The organism is Streptomyces sp. WM6378, from assembly GCF_001279695.1.
In the GTDB taxonomy this organism is placed as follows: Bacteria; Actinomycetota; Actinomycetes; order Streptomycetales; family Streptomycetaceae; genus Streptomyces.
This window is the reverse complement of sequence record NZ_LGDD01000199.1, coordinates 55,062-68,317: the sequence shown is the minus strand read 5'-3', so window position 1 is coordinate 68,317 and position 13,256 is coordinate 55,062. Positions and strand designations below refer to the sequence as shown.

Below are 13,256 nucleotides of genomic sequence, written 5' to 3'. Positions count from 1 at the left end.
CGGACGAGCCTCAGTTCCCGCTCTTGGCGGGGTTCTTGAGCCCGACCGTGGCGTAGTCGAGCTGCCCGCCGAAGGACGTCTGGCCGTAGCCGCCCGCGATGTTGGTGCCGAGCACCAGCGGCCAGCGCCGCACCAGGACCGGGACGGCGGGGGCCTTGGTGAGGATCTCGCCGTCGAGCTGCTGCCAGGCCTGGGCCGCGGCCTTGGTGTCGGTCATCGCCGAGATCTCGTCGACCCGCTTCATCGTGGCGTCGTCGCGGAAGATCGACTGATTGCCCTGGTTGCCCTTGTCCTTGATGTAGCGGCCGTCGAAGACGAACGGCAGGAACGTGGAGCCGGACGGGTAGTCCGGGCACCAGCCCGTGTAGACGATGTCGGTGCGGTTCTTGACGTCGCCGATGGTGGCGTAGAACGCGGACGGGTCGACGGTCTCGATGGTGACCTTGATCCCGGCCTTCGCGAGCGACTCCTGGATGGCCTCGGCACGGCCCTTGTCGCCGGTGGAGACGGTCATCTTCGTCTCGAACCCGCCCGGCTTGCCCGCCTCCTTGAGGAGCTCCTTGGCCTTGGCGACGTCACCGGTGGTGGGGATCTTGAGGGTGTCGGGCTGCTTGCCGTCGAAGAGGGTGGCCGGCATGTACGCGGTGGACAGGTCGTTGAACGCGGGGCCGCCGGACGAGGTGAGCACCGCGTCCTTGTCGAGCGCGTACATCACCGCCTGACGCACCTTCACATCGGTGAACGGGGCGCGCCCGGTGTGCATTTGGACCATGTCGGTGCAGTTGGTGGACTCCGCGAGGAGGCGCGAGCGCACGGATGCGTTCGTCAGGACCTTGGGTGCGCTCTCGGGGCGCAGCGCACCCCAGGAGACGGCGGAGGCGTCCGCGCCCTGGCTGGCGATGAGGCGGTCGTCGATCTGGGTGGCCTTGAGTCCCATGGTCACGACGATGCGGTCCGGGTACGCCTTGCGGACCTGGTCGGTGGCGGGGTCCCAGTGGGTGTTGCGGACCAGGGTGAGCTGCTTGTTCCGCTGGTACGACTCGACCTTGTACGGGCCCGACGAGAAGGGTCTGTTGTCGTACTTGGGCCCGTTGTCCTGGGCCTTGGGCACGGGCGCGAAGGTCGGCATGGCGGTGGCGTTGGGGAACTCGGCGAAGGGCTTGCGGAGTTCGAAGACGATCGTGTGGTCGTCGGGTGTCTTGATGGAGTCGAGGTGCTTGCCCTGGGCGGGGCCCTGGTAGCCCTCGGCGCCGGTGAGGTAGCGGGCCGCGTAGTCGGCGCCGCCGGGCAGGTCGGGGGAGAAGGACCGCTCGACGTTGTACTTGACGTCCTGCGCGGTGATGGGTGAGCCGTCCTCGTAGGTGAGGCCCTGTTTGAGGTGGAACGTCCAGGTGCGGGCCCCGTTGGAGGAGGTGCCGAGGTCGGTGGCGAGGTCGGGCGTCAGCTGGTTGCCGCCGGTGCCGGGGACCGCCTTGTAGGTCACCAGGGTGCGGTAGAGCAGCCGGGTGCCGAAGTCCATGTCGCTCATGACCCAGTTGCGGGCCGGGTCGAGGTGGCTGAAGTCCTGGTTGGACAGGACGGTGAGGGTGCCGCCCTTGACCGGGGTGCCACCGACGACCTTGCCCACGTTCGCGACGGCCGGGTTCTTGCCGCCCTCCTCGCCCGCGCCCGTGTGCTTCCCCCCGGAACAGCCGGCCGTGCCGAGGGTGAGCGTCGCCGCGAGGGCGACGGCGAGGGCGGTGCAGGTGCGCTTGTTCATCAGTGGTCACTCACTCCGTGGGCGGTTCGGACAGCCTGAGACGGCTGGAATGTGACCCGTAACATAGTAATGTGAAATTGCACTGACAAGGTGTCGGGAGTTCTTTTATCCGATCCGGGCGAGTCCTTGGCATGCAGGGTGCCATGTGAAATATTACTGACGTGCCCACGGGATCCATGAGTTCCAGGAGATCTGCAAGCTCCGCCAGCTCCACGAGAAGCGCCCCGGACGTCATCGTCGTCGGGGCGGGGGTCGTGGGGGCCGCCTGCGCCTACTACGCGGCCCGGGCCGGCCTGCGCGTCACCGTGCTCGACCGGGGCCCGGTGGCGGGCGGCACCACGGGATCGGGCGAGGGCAACCTCCTCGTCTCCGACAAGGAGCCGGGCCCGGAGCTCGAACTCGCCCTGTTCTCGTCCCAGTTGTGGCAGGAGCTCGCCGAGCTGCTGCCGCGCGGGGTCGAGTACGAGCCCAAGGGGGGCCTCGTCGTCGCCTCCGACGAGGCGGGGCTGGCCGCGCTGCGCACCTTCGCGGCGGGCCAGGAGAAGGCGGGCGTGACCGTACGCGAGGTGGCGGCCGACCGGCTGCCCGACCTGGAGCCACACCTGGCGCCGGGTCTCGCGGGGGGCTTCCACTATCCCCAGGACGCCCAGGTCATGCCCGCCCTCGCCGCCGCCCACCTGCTGCGCGCCTCGGGCGCCGAGGTCCGGCTCGGGCCCGGCGAGGAGGTCACCGGCCTGCTCGCCGGGCCGGGCGGCGCGGTGCGGGGGGTGCGGACCGCCTCCGGTGCGCGGTACGCCCCGCACGTGGTGAACGCGGCCGGCACCTGGGGCGGCGAACTCGCCCGCCTTGCCGGGGTGTTGCTGCCCGTGCTGCCCCGGCGCGGCTTCGTCCTGGTCACCGAGCCGCTGCCGCGCGTGGTGCGGCACAAGGTGTACGCGGCGGACTACGTCGCCGACGTGGCCAGCGGTTCGGCCGCGCTCCAGACCTCGGCCGTGGTCGAGGGCACTCCGGCGGGCCCGGTCCTGATCGGCGCGAGCCGCGAACGCGTCGGCTTCGACCGGACGCTGTCCGTCGAGGTCCTGCGCCGCCTGGCGGCCGGGGCGACGGCGCTCTTCCCCGTCCTCGCCGGCGTCCGGACGATGCGTACGTACGCGGGCTTCCGCCCGTATCTGCCGGACCACCTCCCGGCGATCGGGCCCGACCCGCGGGTGCCCGGACTGCTGCACGCGTGTGGGCACGAGGGTGCGGGGATCGGGCTCGCCCCGGCGACCGGGCGGATCATCGCGGGGTGCCTCACGGGGGCCCAACTCCAGCTGAAAATAGACCAGTTCGACCCAGCGCGCTTCGACGCCGACGCCTGATCCGTCACCGTCACCGTCACCGTCATCCGTTTCAACGCATCGCCAGGAAATTCAACGCATCGCCAGGAAAGGAGGGCCACGGTGGCCCGAACCCCCAGGGAACTCGCTCGGGCGCTGCCGGGCCCGGCGTTCGAGGTCCGGGTCGACGGTCGCCCGGTGTCGGCGCTGCCGGGCCAGACCGTCGCCGCGGCGCTGTGGGCGGCGGGCATCCTGGCCTGGCGCACGACCCGGGAAGGCGGCCGGCCGCGGGGTGCGTTCTGCGGCATCGGTCAGTGTTACGAGTGCCTCGCGGTGATCAACGGGGTGCCCAATCGGAGGGCCTGCCTGGCGACTGCGGGGCCCGGCGACGAGATCACCACGCAGGAAGGGGACGGCCGTGCCGGACTCGCCGTCTGAATCACCCGGGCTCGACGGGGGCCCCGCGGGACGGGGCGACCCGTACGACCTCGCCGTCATCGGGGCCGGGCCCGCCGGGCTGGCCGGGGCTGTTACCGCAGGCGAACTCGGCCTGCGCGTCGCCCTGTTGGACCTCTCCGACCGGATCGGCGGGCAGTTCTACCGGCAGCCCGCTCCCGCCCTGCGAGCCGCACACCCCGAGCGGCTGCACCACGACTGGAACGCGTTCGCGGACATGCGGGGGCGGCTTGAGGCGAGCGACGTCTCGCACCTGTCCGGGCACCACGTCTGGACCGTCGAGCGCGGCGGCGGCGACGCCGAGTGGACGGTGCACGCCGTGACCGGGGCCGACGGCGGCGAAGAGCGGCCGGTACGGGTCCGGGCGCGGGCCGTGCTGCTCGCCACCGGGGCCTACGAGCGGCAACTCCCCTTTCCCGGCTGGACGTTGCCCGGGGTCGTCGGGGCCGGTGGGGCCCAGGCCATGCTCAAGGGCGGGCTCGTGCTGCCCGGGAAGCGGGTGGTCGTCGCGGGGAGCGGGCCGCTGCTCCTCGCCGCCGCCTCCTCGCTCGCCGAGGCCGGTGCCGAGGTCCCGGCCGTGATCGAGGCGTCCGGATATCTGGGGTACGCCCGCCACCCCCGTGCGCTCGCCGCCAACCCGCACAAGCTCGCCGAGGCCGTGACGCACGGCGCGGTACTGCTGCGCCACCGGGTCGCGCTGCGCACCCGCAGTGCGGTGACCGAGGTGCACGGTGCCGAGCGGGTCGAGGCCGTCACCGTCGCGCGCCTCGACGGGCAGTGGCGGCCGGTGCCGGGCACGGGGCGCAGGATCGCCTGCGACGCGCTGGCCGTGGGCCACGGCCTCGTCCCCGGGATCGAACTGGCCACCACCCTCGGCTGCGCCACCCGCCGCACCCCCGACGGCGCCCTCGCTCTCGCCCTGGACGCCCGCCAGGAATCCTCCGTACGCGGACTCTGGGCGGCGGGCGAGCCCGGCGGCATCGGCGGTGCCCAACTCGCCCGTACGGAAGGGGAGTTGGCGGCACGCGCGATCGCGGCCCGGCTGGGCAGGAACCCCGGACCGGGCGGGCGCGTGCGGCAGTTGAAGTCCCGCCGCACCAGACTGCGTGCCTTCGCCGAAGCAATGGCAGCCACCCACGCGCCGGGCCCCGGCTGGGCCGACTGGCTCCCCGACGACGCCGAGGTGTGCCGCTGCGAAGAGGTGACCGCGGGCCGCATCCGCGAGGCGGTCCAGGACTACGGCGCCCGCGACGCCCGTACGGTCAAACTCCTGACCCGGGCCGGCATGGGCTGGTGCCAGGGCCGCACGTGCGGGACGGCGGTGTCCTGCCTGGCGGGCGGCGCCGAACCCCCTTCGGAGCGGCGCCCGTTCGCGACGCCGGTGCCGCTGGGGGTGCTGGCGGGCCTGTCTCCGGAGCCTCCTCCCGACGGGACCGACCCCTAAAAGCAACGTGACATTGTACTCTGGGTCTCCGCTCGGTACGGAGGAACAGCAGCATGGGTCACCTGAAGCAGAGCAAGGTCATCACCACCACCGAGCGGCTGCGCGACCAGGTCGCTCACGCGCTGCGCGCCGCGCTGATCTCCGGCGAGCTCCGCCCCGGCCAGGTCTACTCGGCGCCCGGCCTCGCCGAGGACTTCGGGATCTCCGCGACCCCCGTGCGCGAGGCCATGCTCGACCTCGCGCGCGAGGGGCTGGTGGAGCCCGTCCGCAACAAGGGGTTCCGGGTCACCGAGGTCAACGAGCGCGACCTCGACCAGTACACGGAGATCCGCGCGCTGATCGAGGTCCCCATGGTCGGCCGCATCACCCGCAGCGCCGACCGCGCCGACCTCGAAGCGCTGCGGCCGGTCGCCGAGGAGATCGTGCGGGCCGCCCGCGACCACGACCTCATCGGCTACCTGGAGGCGGACCGGCAATTCCACCTCTCGCTGCTCGCCCTGGGCGGCAACGAGCGCCTGGTCGAGACCGTCGGCGACCTGCGCAAGCGCTCCCGCCTGTACGGTCTGACCGCCCTCGACCAGCGCGACGAGCTCATCCCCTCCGCCGAGGAACACGTCGAGCTCCTCGACCTCATGCTGGCCGGCGACGCCCGTGCCGCCGAGAAGTGCATGACCCGCCACCTCGGCCACGTCCGCTCCCTGTGGGCGCGGAGCGAGGCCGCGGACCCCAAGCCGAAGCGCCGCCTCGGCGCGGGCCGCTGAGTCCGTACCGTTTACGAGTTGCCGGGCCCGGTCCGCTCGACCGGGATCCACAGGACGGCGTCCGTGCTGTCCGAGGTGTCCGCCGACGGGCGGGTGCGCAGGATTTCCGGGCCAGGGCGGCTCTGGTACGGGTTCGACGGGAACCACTGGGTGAACACGTCCCGCCACATGAGCTGGAGCGCCTGAGGGAACGGGCCGGTGTTCTCGAAGACGGCCCACGTGCCGGCGGGCACGAGGAGCGAGTCGAGGTCCTCGGGCGGGTCCGCGCGGGTCAACGCGGCGTGCCAGTAGTCGAGTTCGGTGCCCTCGGCCCGGCTGGGGTCCAGGTTGTCGCAGGCCGAGACGATGCCGTCGGGCTCCTGGTCGGACAGGTGGTGGATGCGCAGCGCCGTCTGAGGCCCGACGCTCCGGATGAACTCGGCGATGGCCGGGTTGACCCCCTCGTGCACGAGCGGAACCCGCGCCTTCCTCCCCACCAGATGGAACGCTTCCTTCTCCACGACCCGGTACCGCATGCTGGTGCTCCCTTCGACGACGAGGCGGAAGGACATCCGGGGCTGGGACCGCAGGGCCGCGCCGGTGCGGCGGGCCTCGCCGGGGCCGACGCCGTGCACGGCACGAAAGGCCCGCGCGAACGCCTCGCCCGACGTGTAGCCGTACCGCACCGCGACATCGAGCAGCGTGCGCTGCCCGGCGAGCACCTCGGCACCCGCGACGGTCAGCCGCCTGCGCCGCACGTACTCCGACAGCGGCATCCCGGCCAGCGCGGAGAACAGCCGCCGGAAGTGGTACTGCGACGTCATCGCGATGCGGGCGAGTTCGCCCACGTCGATCTCTCCGTCGAGCCGGTCCTCGATGTGGTCCATGGCCTGGTTGAGCCGCTTCAGCATCCCGGCCCCCCTTCCTTGCTTACGCGCCCCACGCTAGGAGCGGGCCATCGCGCCCGACCCGACATTCTGTGCCCGCCCCGATCGGGTCGTTGAACGAGCCCGGCGGGCCGGTCAACCACTGCCGAGGCGAGCCGGGACGGCCCGCGAGGGGGCCCGGACCGCCGGCGCTGGCTACTCTGCACGGGTGACCACCGAGTTGACCTTGCTTACGCGCGTCGCCTACCGGGGCCAGGAAGTGACCGCCCCCCGGCTGCGCGGCCTCCTCGCGCTGCTCGCCGAAGACCTTCGGGCGGGCTGCAGCACCGGGCGCCTCGTCGAGGGGCTGTGGCCCGAGGAGCAGCCCGAGCGGCCGGGCAAGGCCGTACAGGTCCTCGTCTCGCGGGTGCGGGCGCAGCTCGGGCCGGATGTCATCGCCAGCACCCCGGCCGGGTACCGGCTCGCGCTCGCCGAGGACCAGGTCGACAGTTCCGCCCTGCTGCTGCACGCCGCGGCGAGCGAGGCGCGGGCCCGGGCCGGCGAGCACGGCGAGGCGCTGGCCGAAGCCGAGGCCGGGCTCGCCCTGTGGGACGGGGTCGTCGTGAGCGCCGACGGGGAGGAGCTGATCGATCCCGTTGCCGCGCTCTGTCTCGCGCGGGCCGCGACGTACCGCTCCCTCGCCCGGGCCCGGGCGCTCGCCCTCGCCCGGGTCGGCAGGAGGGCGGACGCCGTCAAGCCGCTGGTCCAGCTCGCCCGCGAACTGCCCCGGGACGAGGAGGTGTTGGCCGAGCTCATACGCTGCGAGGCCGCTACCGCGGGGCCCGCCGCCGCGCTCACCCGGTACGACTCCTACCGCCGTGCCCTGCGGGACGAGCTCGGGGCCGACCCGGGCGGTGAACTCAAGGAGATTCACCAGGAGTTGCTGCGCGGCGAGGCCCCCGTCGTGCGGCACGGCGTGCTGCACGAGCCGAACCCGCTGCTCGGCCGGGACGCCGACGTCGCCGCGGTCACCGGGCTGCTGCGCAGTGCCCGGGTCGCCACCGTCGTCGGCCCCGGCGGGCTCGGCAAGACCCGGCTCGCCCATGCGGTGGCCCGCGCGGCCGAGCAGCGGGTGGTGCACTTCGTGCCGCTCGCCGGTGTCACCCTCGACGACGACGTGGCTGCCGAGGTCGCCTCGGTGCTCGGCGTCGCCCTGCGCACACCGGGCCCCGCCGGGATCGTCACCGGCATCGTCGGCGCGCTCGGCCAGGGTCCCGCGCTGCTCGTGCTCGACAACTGCGAGCACGTCATCCGGGGCGCCGCCGAGCTGGTGCGGGCCCTGGTGTCGCGCTCGAAGGAGCTGCGGGTGCTCGCCACCAGCCGGGCGCCGCTCGGCCTGACGTCGGAGTCGGTGTACGCGCTGCCGGAGCTCGGCCTCGTCTCCACCGTGGAACTGTTCCGCCAGCGGGCCCGAGCCGCGCGGCCCGACGCGGAGCTGCCCGATGCGGCGGTCCAGGAGCTGTGCCGCCAGCTGGACGGCCTGCCGCTCGCGGTCGAGCTGGCCGCGGCCCGGGTCCGGGTGCTGTCCGTGCCCGAGATCGCCCGCCGGCTGCGGGACCGGTTCGCGCTGCTGCGCGGCGGCGGAAGGGACGTACCGGAACGCCACCGCACCCTGCGCGCCGTCGTCGAGTGGAGCTGGAACCTCCTGGAACCCGAGGCCCAGGCCGCGCTGCGCGCCCTGTCGGTGTTCCCCGGCGGCTTCACCGAGGACGCGGCCGAGCACGTACTGGCCGACGCGGACGCGCTGTTCCTCCTTGAGCAGCTCGCCGACCAGTCGCTGATCAAGGCGGCCGACACCGCGTCCGGGGTGCGCTTCCACATGCTGGAGACCGTACGGGAGTTCAGTGCCGGCCGCCGCGCGGAGGCGGGCGAGGAGGAGCTGGTCACCGACCGGTTCCTCGGCTGGGCACGGGACTTCGGCCGGGAGCACAACGACGCCCTGTTCAGCTCCGACGGCCTGAACGGCTGGGAGCTCATCAGGACCGAGCAGGACAACCTCGTCCTCGCCCTGCGGCACGCGCTGGCCCGTGACGACCGTCCCGCCATCGCGGCCCTCACCGCCGTGCTCGCCTCCCTGTGGGCCACCGACTCCAACTACATGCGCCTGACCGATCTCGCCGCCGACAGCGCCGGGCCGCTCTCCCACTTCCGGCCGGGCCCCGAGGACGTCGAGTCGGCCCGCAGCGCCGCGGTGGTGTGCGCGCTGAGCCTGTTCATGGGCTACGGGCCGCACGCCGTACGCCAGTTGGTGACCCTGCGCAGGCTGCCGGCCGCCGAGCCGGACACCCTGATCAGGGCCCTGGACCGGGTCCTGCGCGTGCTGCCCGAGGTGCGCCCGCCGCACTACACGCAGCTGCTCGAACTGTGCGAGTCCGAGCACCCGCTGCTCGCGGGCGTCGCCGAGTGCATCGCGAGCTACGTGTGGGAGCACGACCACGAGATGGACCGCGCGCTGGACTCGGCCCGCCGGGGTCTCGACGCCCTGACGCAGGTGCGCAACCCGGCAACCGAGATGCTCGGCCACAGCCGCATCAGCGAGCTGTGCCTGCAGAGCGAGCGCGGCGAGGAGGCGCACCAACATCTGATGGCCGCGCTGAACGTCCTGGAGCGGACCGGGGACTGGTCCGACTCGGCCGGCTGGCACGACGCGATCGGCGTGCGCTGGGGGCTCGTACTCGCGTGTCTTCAGCTCGGAGACGTCGACGAGGCGGAGCGCTGGCTGAACCTGGCGACGCTTGAGGCGGAGCCGGAGTCGGTGCGGGCCTTCAGCCCGGATCTCGCGAACCGCGCGGAGATCGCGCTGCTGCGGGGCCTGACCGAACTGGGCCTCGGCCTGTGGCGGCAGGCGGTGGCGCAGCTCCGCGGTGTCGACGCGCTGCACGCCAACGACCCGTTCGTGCAGGCGTGGTCCCTTCAGGTCCAGTCGGCGGCCGTGGCCGCGCACGCCCGGCACGGCCGCCTTGAACCGGCCGCCGAGCTGGCCGCCCAACTGCACGTGCGCGTACTGGAGTTGCTGGCCGGCCCGAGAACCGAGGGCAGCTCCACCGAGCTGCCGGTCGCCGGAACGGTGCTGCTGGCCGTCGGCCTCGTCGAGATCGCGAAGGGCGACACCACCGTGGGCGTACGCCTGCTCGCGCTCTCCGAACGGCTGCGCGTGCACCGGGAGTTCCCGACGATGTCCACCGTCCGGTCCCGCGAGTCCGCCGAGAACGCCGACGGGGCGGCGTACGCCGACGCGGTGTCGGAGTACGCCCCCCTGGGGCGGAGCGACCTGGAGGCGGCCGCCGTGCGGTTGCTGCGCGGCATCAGCGCTGCGGATCCTGATTGAACTTCGCCTTCGACCAGAAGTAGCCGAGCACGGTGAGGCCCACGGCCCAGGCGATGGCGAGCCATCCGTTGTTGCCGATCTCCGTGCCGAGGAGCAGGCCGCGCAGGGTCTCGATGGCCGGGGTGAACGGCTGGTACTGGGCGATCGGCTGGAACCAGCCCGGCATCGAGTGGAGCGGCACGAACGCGCTGGACAGCAGCGGCAGCAGGATCAGCGGCATCGCGTTGTTGCTGGCGGCCTCGGCGTTCGGGCTGATCAGGCCCATGCCGACGGCGATCCAGGTCAGTGACAGGGAGAAGAGCACGAGCAGCCCCAGGGCCGCGAACCACTCCAGGACGGTGGCGTCGGTGGAGCGGAAGCCGATGGCCACGCCGACCGCGCCGACGGCGACCACGCTGAGGATCGATTGCAGGACGCTGCCGATGACGTGTCCGACGATGACCGAGCCGCGGTGGATCGCCATGGTGCGGAAGCGGGCCAGGATGCCCTCGGTCATGTCGTTGGAGACGGAGATCGCGGTGCCGACCACGGTGCTGCCGATGGTCATCAGGAGCAGGCCGGGAACGATGTAGGCGATGTACTTGGCGCGGTCGGGGCTGCCGCCGCCGATGCCCACGCTCATGGTGTCGCCGAAGATGTAGACGAAGAGCAGCAGCAGCATGATCGGCGTGAGCAGCAGGTTCAGGGTGAGCGACGGGTAGCGCCGGGCGTGCAGCAGGTTGCGGCGCAGCATCGTCGAGCAGTCGCGTACGGCGAGGGACAGGGAGCTCATCGGACGGTCTCCTTCTGGGCGGCACCGGCGGCGGCCGGGACGGTGGCGGCGGGGGCGGTGGGGTGGCTGGTCAGGGCGAAGAACACGTCGTCGAGGTCGGGGGTGTGGACGGTCAGCTCGTCCGCCTCGATCGCGGCGGAGTCGAGCCAGTCGAGGATGGCCCGCAGCTCGCGCTGGCTGCCGCCGCTCGGGATCTGGAGCGAGAGCGACTCGTCGTCGCGGGTCGCCTCGCGCAGGGCGACGGCGGCGCTCTGGTACGCGGCCGGGTCGGTGAAGCGGAGCCGGACGTGGCCGCCGGGGACGAGCCGCTTGAGCTCGCTCGCGGTGCCCTGGGCGACGAGCTTGCCGCCGTTCAACACCGCGATCCGGTCGGCGAGTTCGTCGGCCTCGTCCAGGTACTGGGTGGTGAGGAAGACGGTCACGCCGCCCGCGACGAGGCCGCGGATGATGTTCCACATGTTGTGCCGGCTGCGCGGGTCGAGGCCGGTGGTCGGCTCGTCGAGGAAGATGATCCGCGGGCTGCCGACCAGCGTCATGGCGATGTCGAGACGCCTGCGCATGCCACCGGAGTAGGTGGAGGCGGGCTTCTTCGCCGCCTCGACCAGATCGAAGCGTTCGAGGAGCTCGGCGGTCACCCGGCGCCCCTCACGGCGGGACAGGTGGTTCAGGTCCGCCATGAGCAGCATGTTCTCCTCGCCGGTGATCAGGTTGTCCACCGCCGAGAACTGCCCGGTCACTCCGATCGCGGCACGCACCGACTGGGCGTGGGAGGCCAGGTTGTGTCCGGCGACCCACAGCTCGCCGGCGTCGGCGCTGATCAGCGTGGAGAGGATCTGCACGGCGGTGGTCTTGCCCGCGCCGTTCGGGCCGAGCAGCGAGAAGACGGTGCCGGCCGGGACGTGGAGGTCGATGCCGTCGAGGACGGTCTTGTCCCCGTAGGCCTTCCGCAGCCCGGTGGCCGCGATCGCGATTTCGTTCGTCGTTGAGGTCATGCCGCAGAGCTTGCGGCGGACCGGGTTCAACGCGGTTTCAGCCGGGTTTCAGGGGCCCCGGCCGGGTGAGTCCGGCACCTGCGGGCAAGGCGTCCCCCCCTGCCCGCACATGTCGATGGGCCCGGTACCCGGTCGGGTACGAGGCCCATCGGCGTACGTGCGGTGGGGTGATCAGGCGGCGGCGAGGGAGATCTCGGTCGACTTGATCAGTGCGACTACGGAGGTGCCGGCGGTCAGGTTCAGGTCGGTGACGGCGTCCTTGGTGATCGCGGCGGTGAGCTCGCCGCCCTGGACGTCGACCTTGACGGAGGCCATGGCGCCGCCGGTGGTGACGTCGGCGATGGTGCCCGGGATCTGGTTGCGGATGGACAGGCCCTCGACCGGGCCGGTGGCCAGCGAGACCTCGGTGGACTTGATCAGGGTCTTGACCGCGGACCCCTCGGCGAGGCCGAGCTCCTTGACGGCCTCCAGGGTGATCGCCGCGGTGATGTCCTGGCCGCCGTCGAGACGGACCTTGACGGTGGCCATGACCTCGCCGGGGGTGACGGCGGTGACGGTGCCGGCGATCTGGTTGCGGATGCTCAGGCTCATGAAGAAACGCCTCACGTAGATGGTGCCGATTTGTCAGGCTTTGGCCTGCAACATGGTTCACGCTATCGGCGCCCGGGGGCCGCGTTTCGAAGGGTGTCGCATCCGCGAGCCTCATTCGGCGGCGAGGGTGGCAGATTCGACGGTCCCGAACGACCCGAGTTTCTTGGACCGTGCGGCCCGGCGGTAGGGGGGCTTTGGACCCTGTCTCGGCGGTCGGATCCGCCCCACCCCGCCTGGGCGGAGAGGGGCGGGGCGGTGGCACCGGGGCCCCGGGCCGTCAGAGGCCCAGGTCGGTGAAGAGCTGGTAGCTGGTGGGGTCGCCGGACATCTGCCAGTCGATGCCCTGGAGCAGGAAGCAGGCGATCAGGTTGCTGGCGGCGAAGACGGTGATCACGGCCAGGGTGACGGTGGCGGCCCTGCGCAACGCGGGCGAGGCGGCGGTGGCGTTCAGGGGCTCGGACTGGGGAGTGAGGAAGAGGGCGGCCGCGGCGGCCACGGCTGCGCCGAGGAAGGCGATCAGGGCCCAGGTGTACAGGTGCAGGCCGAACAGGGCGCCGGCGTAGCCGGGGTCGGGGGGCACGATGTGCATCAGGACCTGGGCGGCGGAGACGGTGCTGCCGATGAGGGCGGCCACGATGGCCCAGCCCCATCCGGAGGCCCACTCGCGGGTGGTCACCTCGCCCTTGCGGGAGCGGGCGATGATCCAGGCGGGGCCCACCGCGCTGAGCAGGAAGAACATCCGCTGCAGCAGACACATGGGGCAGGGGTACTCCCACAGCCCGAACTGGAAGAAGTAGGCGCCCGCGAGGGTGCCGCACAGCCCGATGACGTAGGCGTGGGCGAACCAGAGGCCCAGCCGGTTGGAGAGCCGGACGGGGCTGGTGGTGGACGCGTCGGTGGTCACGGTGGTGGTTGCCATGAGAACTCTC

11 protein-coding genes are annotated in these 13,256 nt (G+C 72.4%); 5 read left to right on the top strand and 6 right to left on the bottom strand.

Annotated elements, in window-relative coordinates:
• Positions 1-10 precede the first annotated feature (10 nt).
• A complete protein-coding gene (locus ADK54_RS17005) occupies positions 11-1,759 on the bottom strand; it encodes an ABC transporter substrate-binding protein (protein ID WP_053726482.1) in 1,749 nt (582 codons plus the stop codon).
• A gap of 176 nt (positions 1,760-1,935) precedes the next feature.
• Here ADK54_RS17005 and ADK54_RS17000 point away from each other — a divergent pair, with 176 nt between their 5' ends.
• From ADK54_RS17000 to ADK54_RS16985, 4 genes are all read left to right on the top strand, one after another.
• The gene (locus tag ADK54_RS17000) at positions 1,936-3,120 is read left to right on the top strand and encodes an NAD(P)/FAD-dependent oxidoreductase (protein WP_053726481.1); all 1,185 of its coding nucleotides are present in this window, start codon (positions 1,936-1,938) and stop codon (positions 3,118-3,120) included.
• An 81-nt stretch (positions 3,121-3,201) separates the two neighbouring features.
• Entirely contained in the window at positions 3,202-3,516 is a 315-nt protein-coding gene (locus ADK54_RS16995) for a (2Fe-2S)-binding protein (protein ID WP_053726480.1), read from the top strand.
• On the top strand, positions 3,497-4,978 hold the full coding sequence (locus tag ADK54_RS16990; RefSeq protein WP_053726479.1) for an NAD(P)/FAD-dependent oxidoreductase: 1,482 nt from the start codon (positions 3,497-3,499) through the stop codon (positions 4,976-4,978). The genes ADK54_RS16995 and ADK54_RS16990 overlap by 20 nt, the downstream gene beginning before the upstream one ends.
• Positions 4,979-5,031: 53 nt before the next feature.
• Positions 5,032-5,739, top strand: coding sequence for a GntR family transcriptional regulator (locus ADK54_RS16985; protein WP_053726478.1), 708 nt, complete (start codon positions 5,032-5,034; stop codon positions 5,737-5,739).
• A gap of 11 nt (positions 5,740-5,750) precedes the next feature.
• On the opposite strand, the gene ADK54_RS16980 is transcribed toward ADK54_RS16985, so the two are convergent.
• Complete coding sequence (locus ADK54_RS16980) at positions 5,751-6,629, bottom strand: AraC family transcriptional regulator (protein ID WP_053726477.1); 879 nt, start codon at positions 6,627-6,629, stop codon at positions 5,751-5,753.
• A gap of 184 nt (positions 6,630-6,813) precedes the next feature.
• On the opposite strand from ADK54_RS16980, the gene ADK54_RS16975 reads away from it, so the two are divergent.
• On the top strand, positions 6,814-9,972 hold the full coding sequence (locus tag ADK54_RS16975) for an ATP-binding protein (protein ID WP_053726476.1): 3,159 nt from the start codon (positions 6,814-6,816) through the stop codon (positions 9,970-9,972).
• Here ADK54_RS16975 and ADK54_RS16970 read toward each other — a convergent pair.
• The 4 genes from ADK54_RS16970 to ADK54_RS16955 all read right to left on the bottom strand — a co-directional run bounded on the left by ADK54_RS16970 (position 9,950) and on the right by ADK54_RS16955 (position 13,246).
• Positions 9,950-10,744, bottom strand: a complete 795-nt coding sequence (locus ADK54_RS16970; protein ID WP_053726475.1) for an ABC transporter permease — start codon at positions 10,742-10,744, stop codon at positions 9,950-9,952. The two genes, ADK54_RS16975 and ADK54_RS16970, sit on opposite strands and share 23 nt — an antisense overlap.
• Positions 10,741-11,736: an ATP-binding cassette domain-containing protein gene (locus ADK54_RS16965; protein WP_053726516.1), complete on the bottom strand. Its 996-nt coding sequence runs from the start codon at positions 11,734-11,736 to the stop codon at positions 10,741-10,743. Before ADK54_RS16965 ends, ADK54_RS16970 begins: the two co-directional genes overlap by 4 nt.
• Before the next feature lie 171 nt (positions 11,737-11,907).
• The gene (locus tag ADK54_RS16960; RefSeq protein WP_053726474.1) at positions 11,908-12,327 is read right to left on the bottom strand and encodes a TOBE domain-containing protein; all 420 of its coding nucleotides are present in this window, start codon (positions 12,325-12,327) and stop codon (positions 11,908-11,910) included.
• Between the two features lie 277 nt (positions 12,328-12,604).
• A complete protein-coding gene (locus tag ADK54_RS16955) occupies positions 12,605-13,246 on the bottom strand; it encodes a disulfide bond formation protein B (RefSeq protein ID WP_053726473.1) in 642 nt (213 codons plus the stop codon).
• Positions 13,247-13,256: the final 10 nt, after the last annotated feature.

Coding starts and splice junctions, on each gene's coding strand:
- ADK54_RS17005 (WP_053726482.1), bottom strand. CDS start 1,759: ATGAACAAGCGCACCTGCACCGCCCTCGCCGTCGCCCTCGCGGCGACG.
- ADK54_RS17000 (WP_053726481.1), top strand. CDS start 1,936: ATGAGTTCCAGGAGATCTGCAAGCTCCGCCAGCTCCACGAGAAGCGCC.
- ADK54_RS16985 (WP_053726478.1), top strand. CDS start 5,032: ATGGGTCACCTGAAGCAGAGCAAGGTCATCACCACCACCGAGCGGCTG.
- ADK54_RS16980 (WP_053726477.1), bottom strand. CDS start 6,629: ATGCTGAAGCGGCTCAACCAGGCCATGGACCACATCGAGGACCGGCTC.
- ADK54_RS16970 (WP_053726475.1), bottom strand. CDS start 10,744: ATGAGCTCCCTGTCCCTCGCCGTACGCGACTGCTCGACGATGCTGCGC.
- ADK54_RS16965 (WP_053726516.1), bottom strand. CDS start 11,736: ATGACCTCAACGACGAACGAAATCGCGATCGCGGCCACCGGGCTGCGG.
- ADK54_RS16960 (WP_053726474.1), bottom strand. CDS start 12,327: ATGAGCCTGAGCATCCGCAACCAGATCGCCGGCACCGTCACCGCCGTC.
- ADK54_RS16955 (WP_053726473.1), bottom strand. CDS start 13,246: ATGGCAACCACCACCGTGACCACCGACGCGTCCACCACCAGCCCCGTC.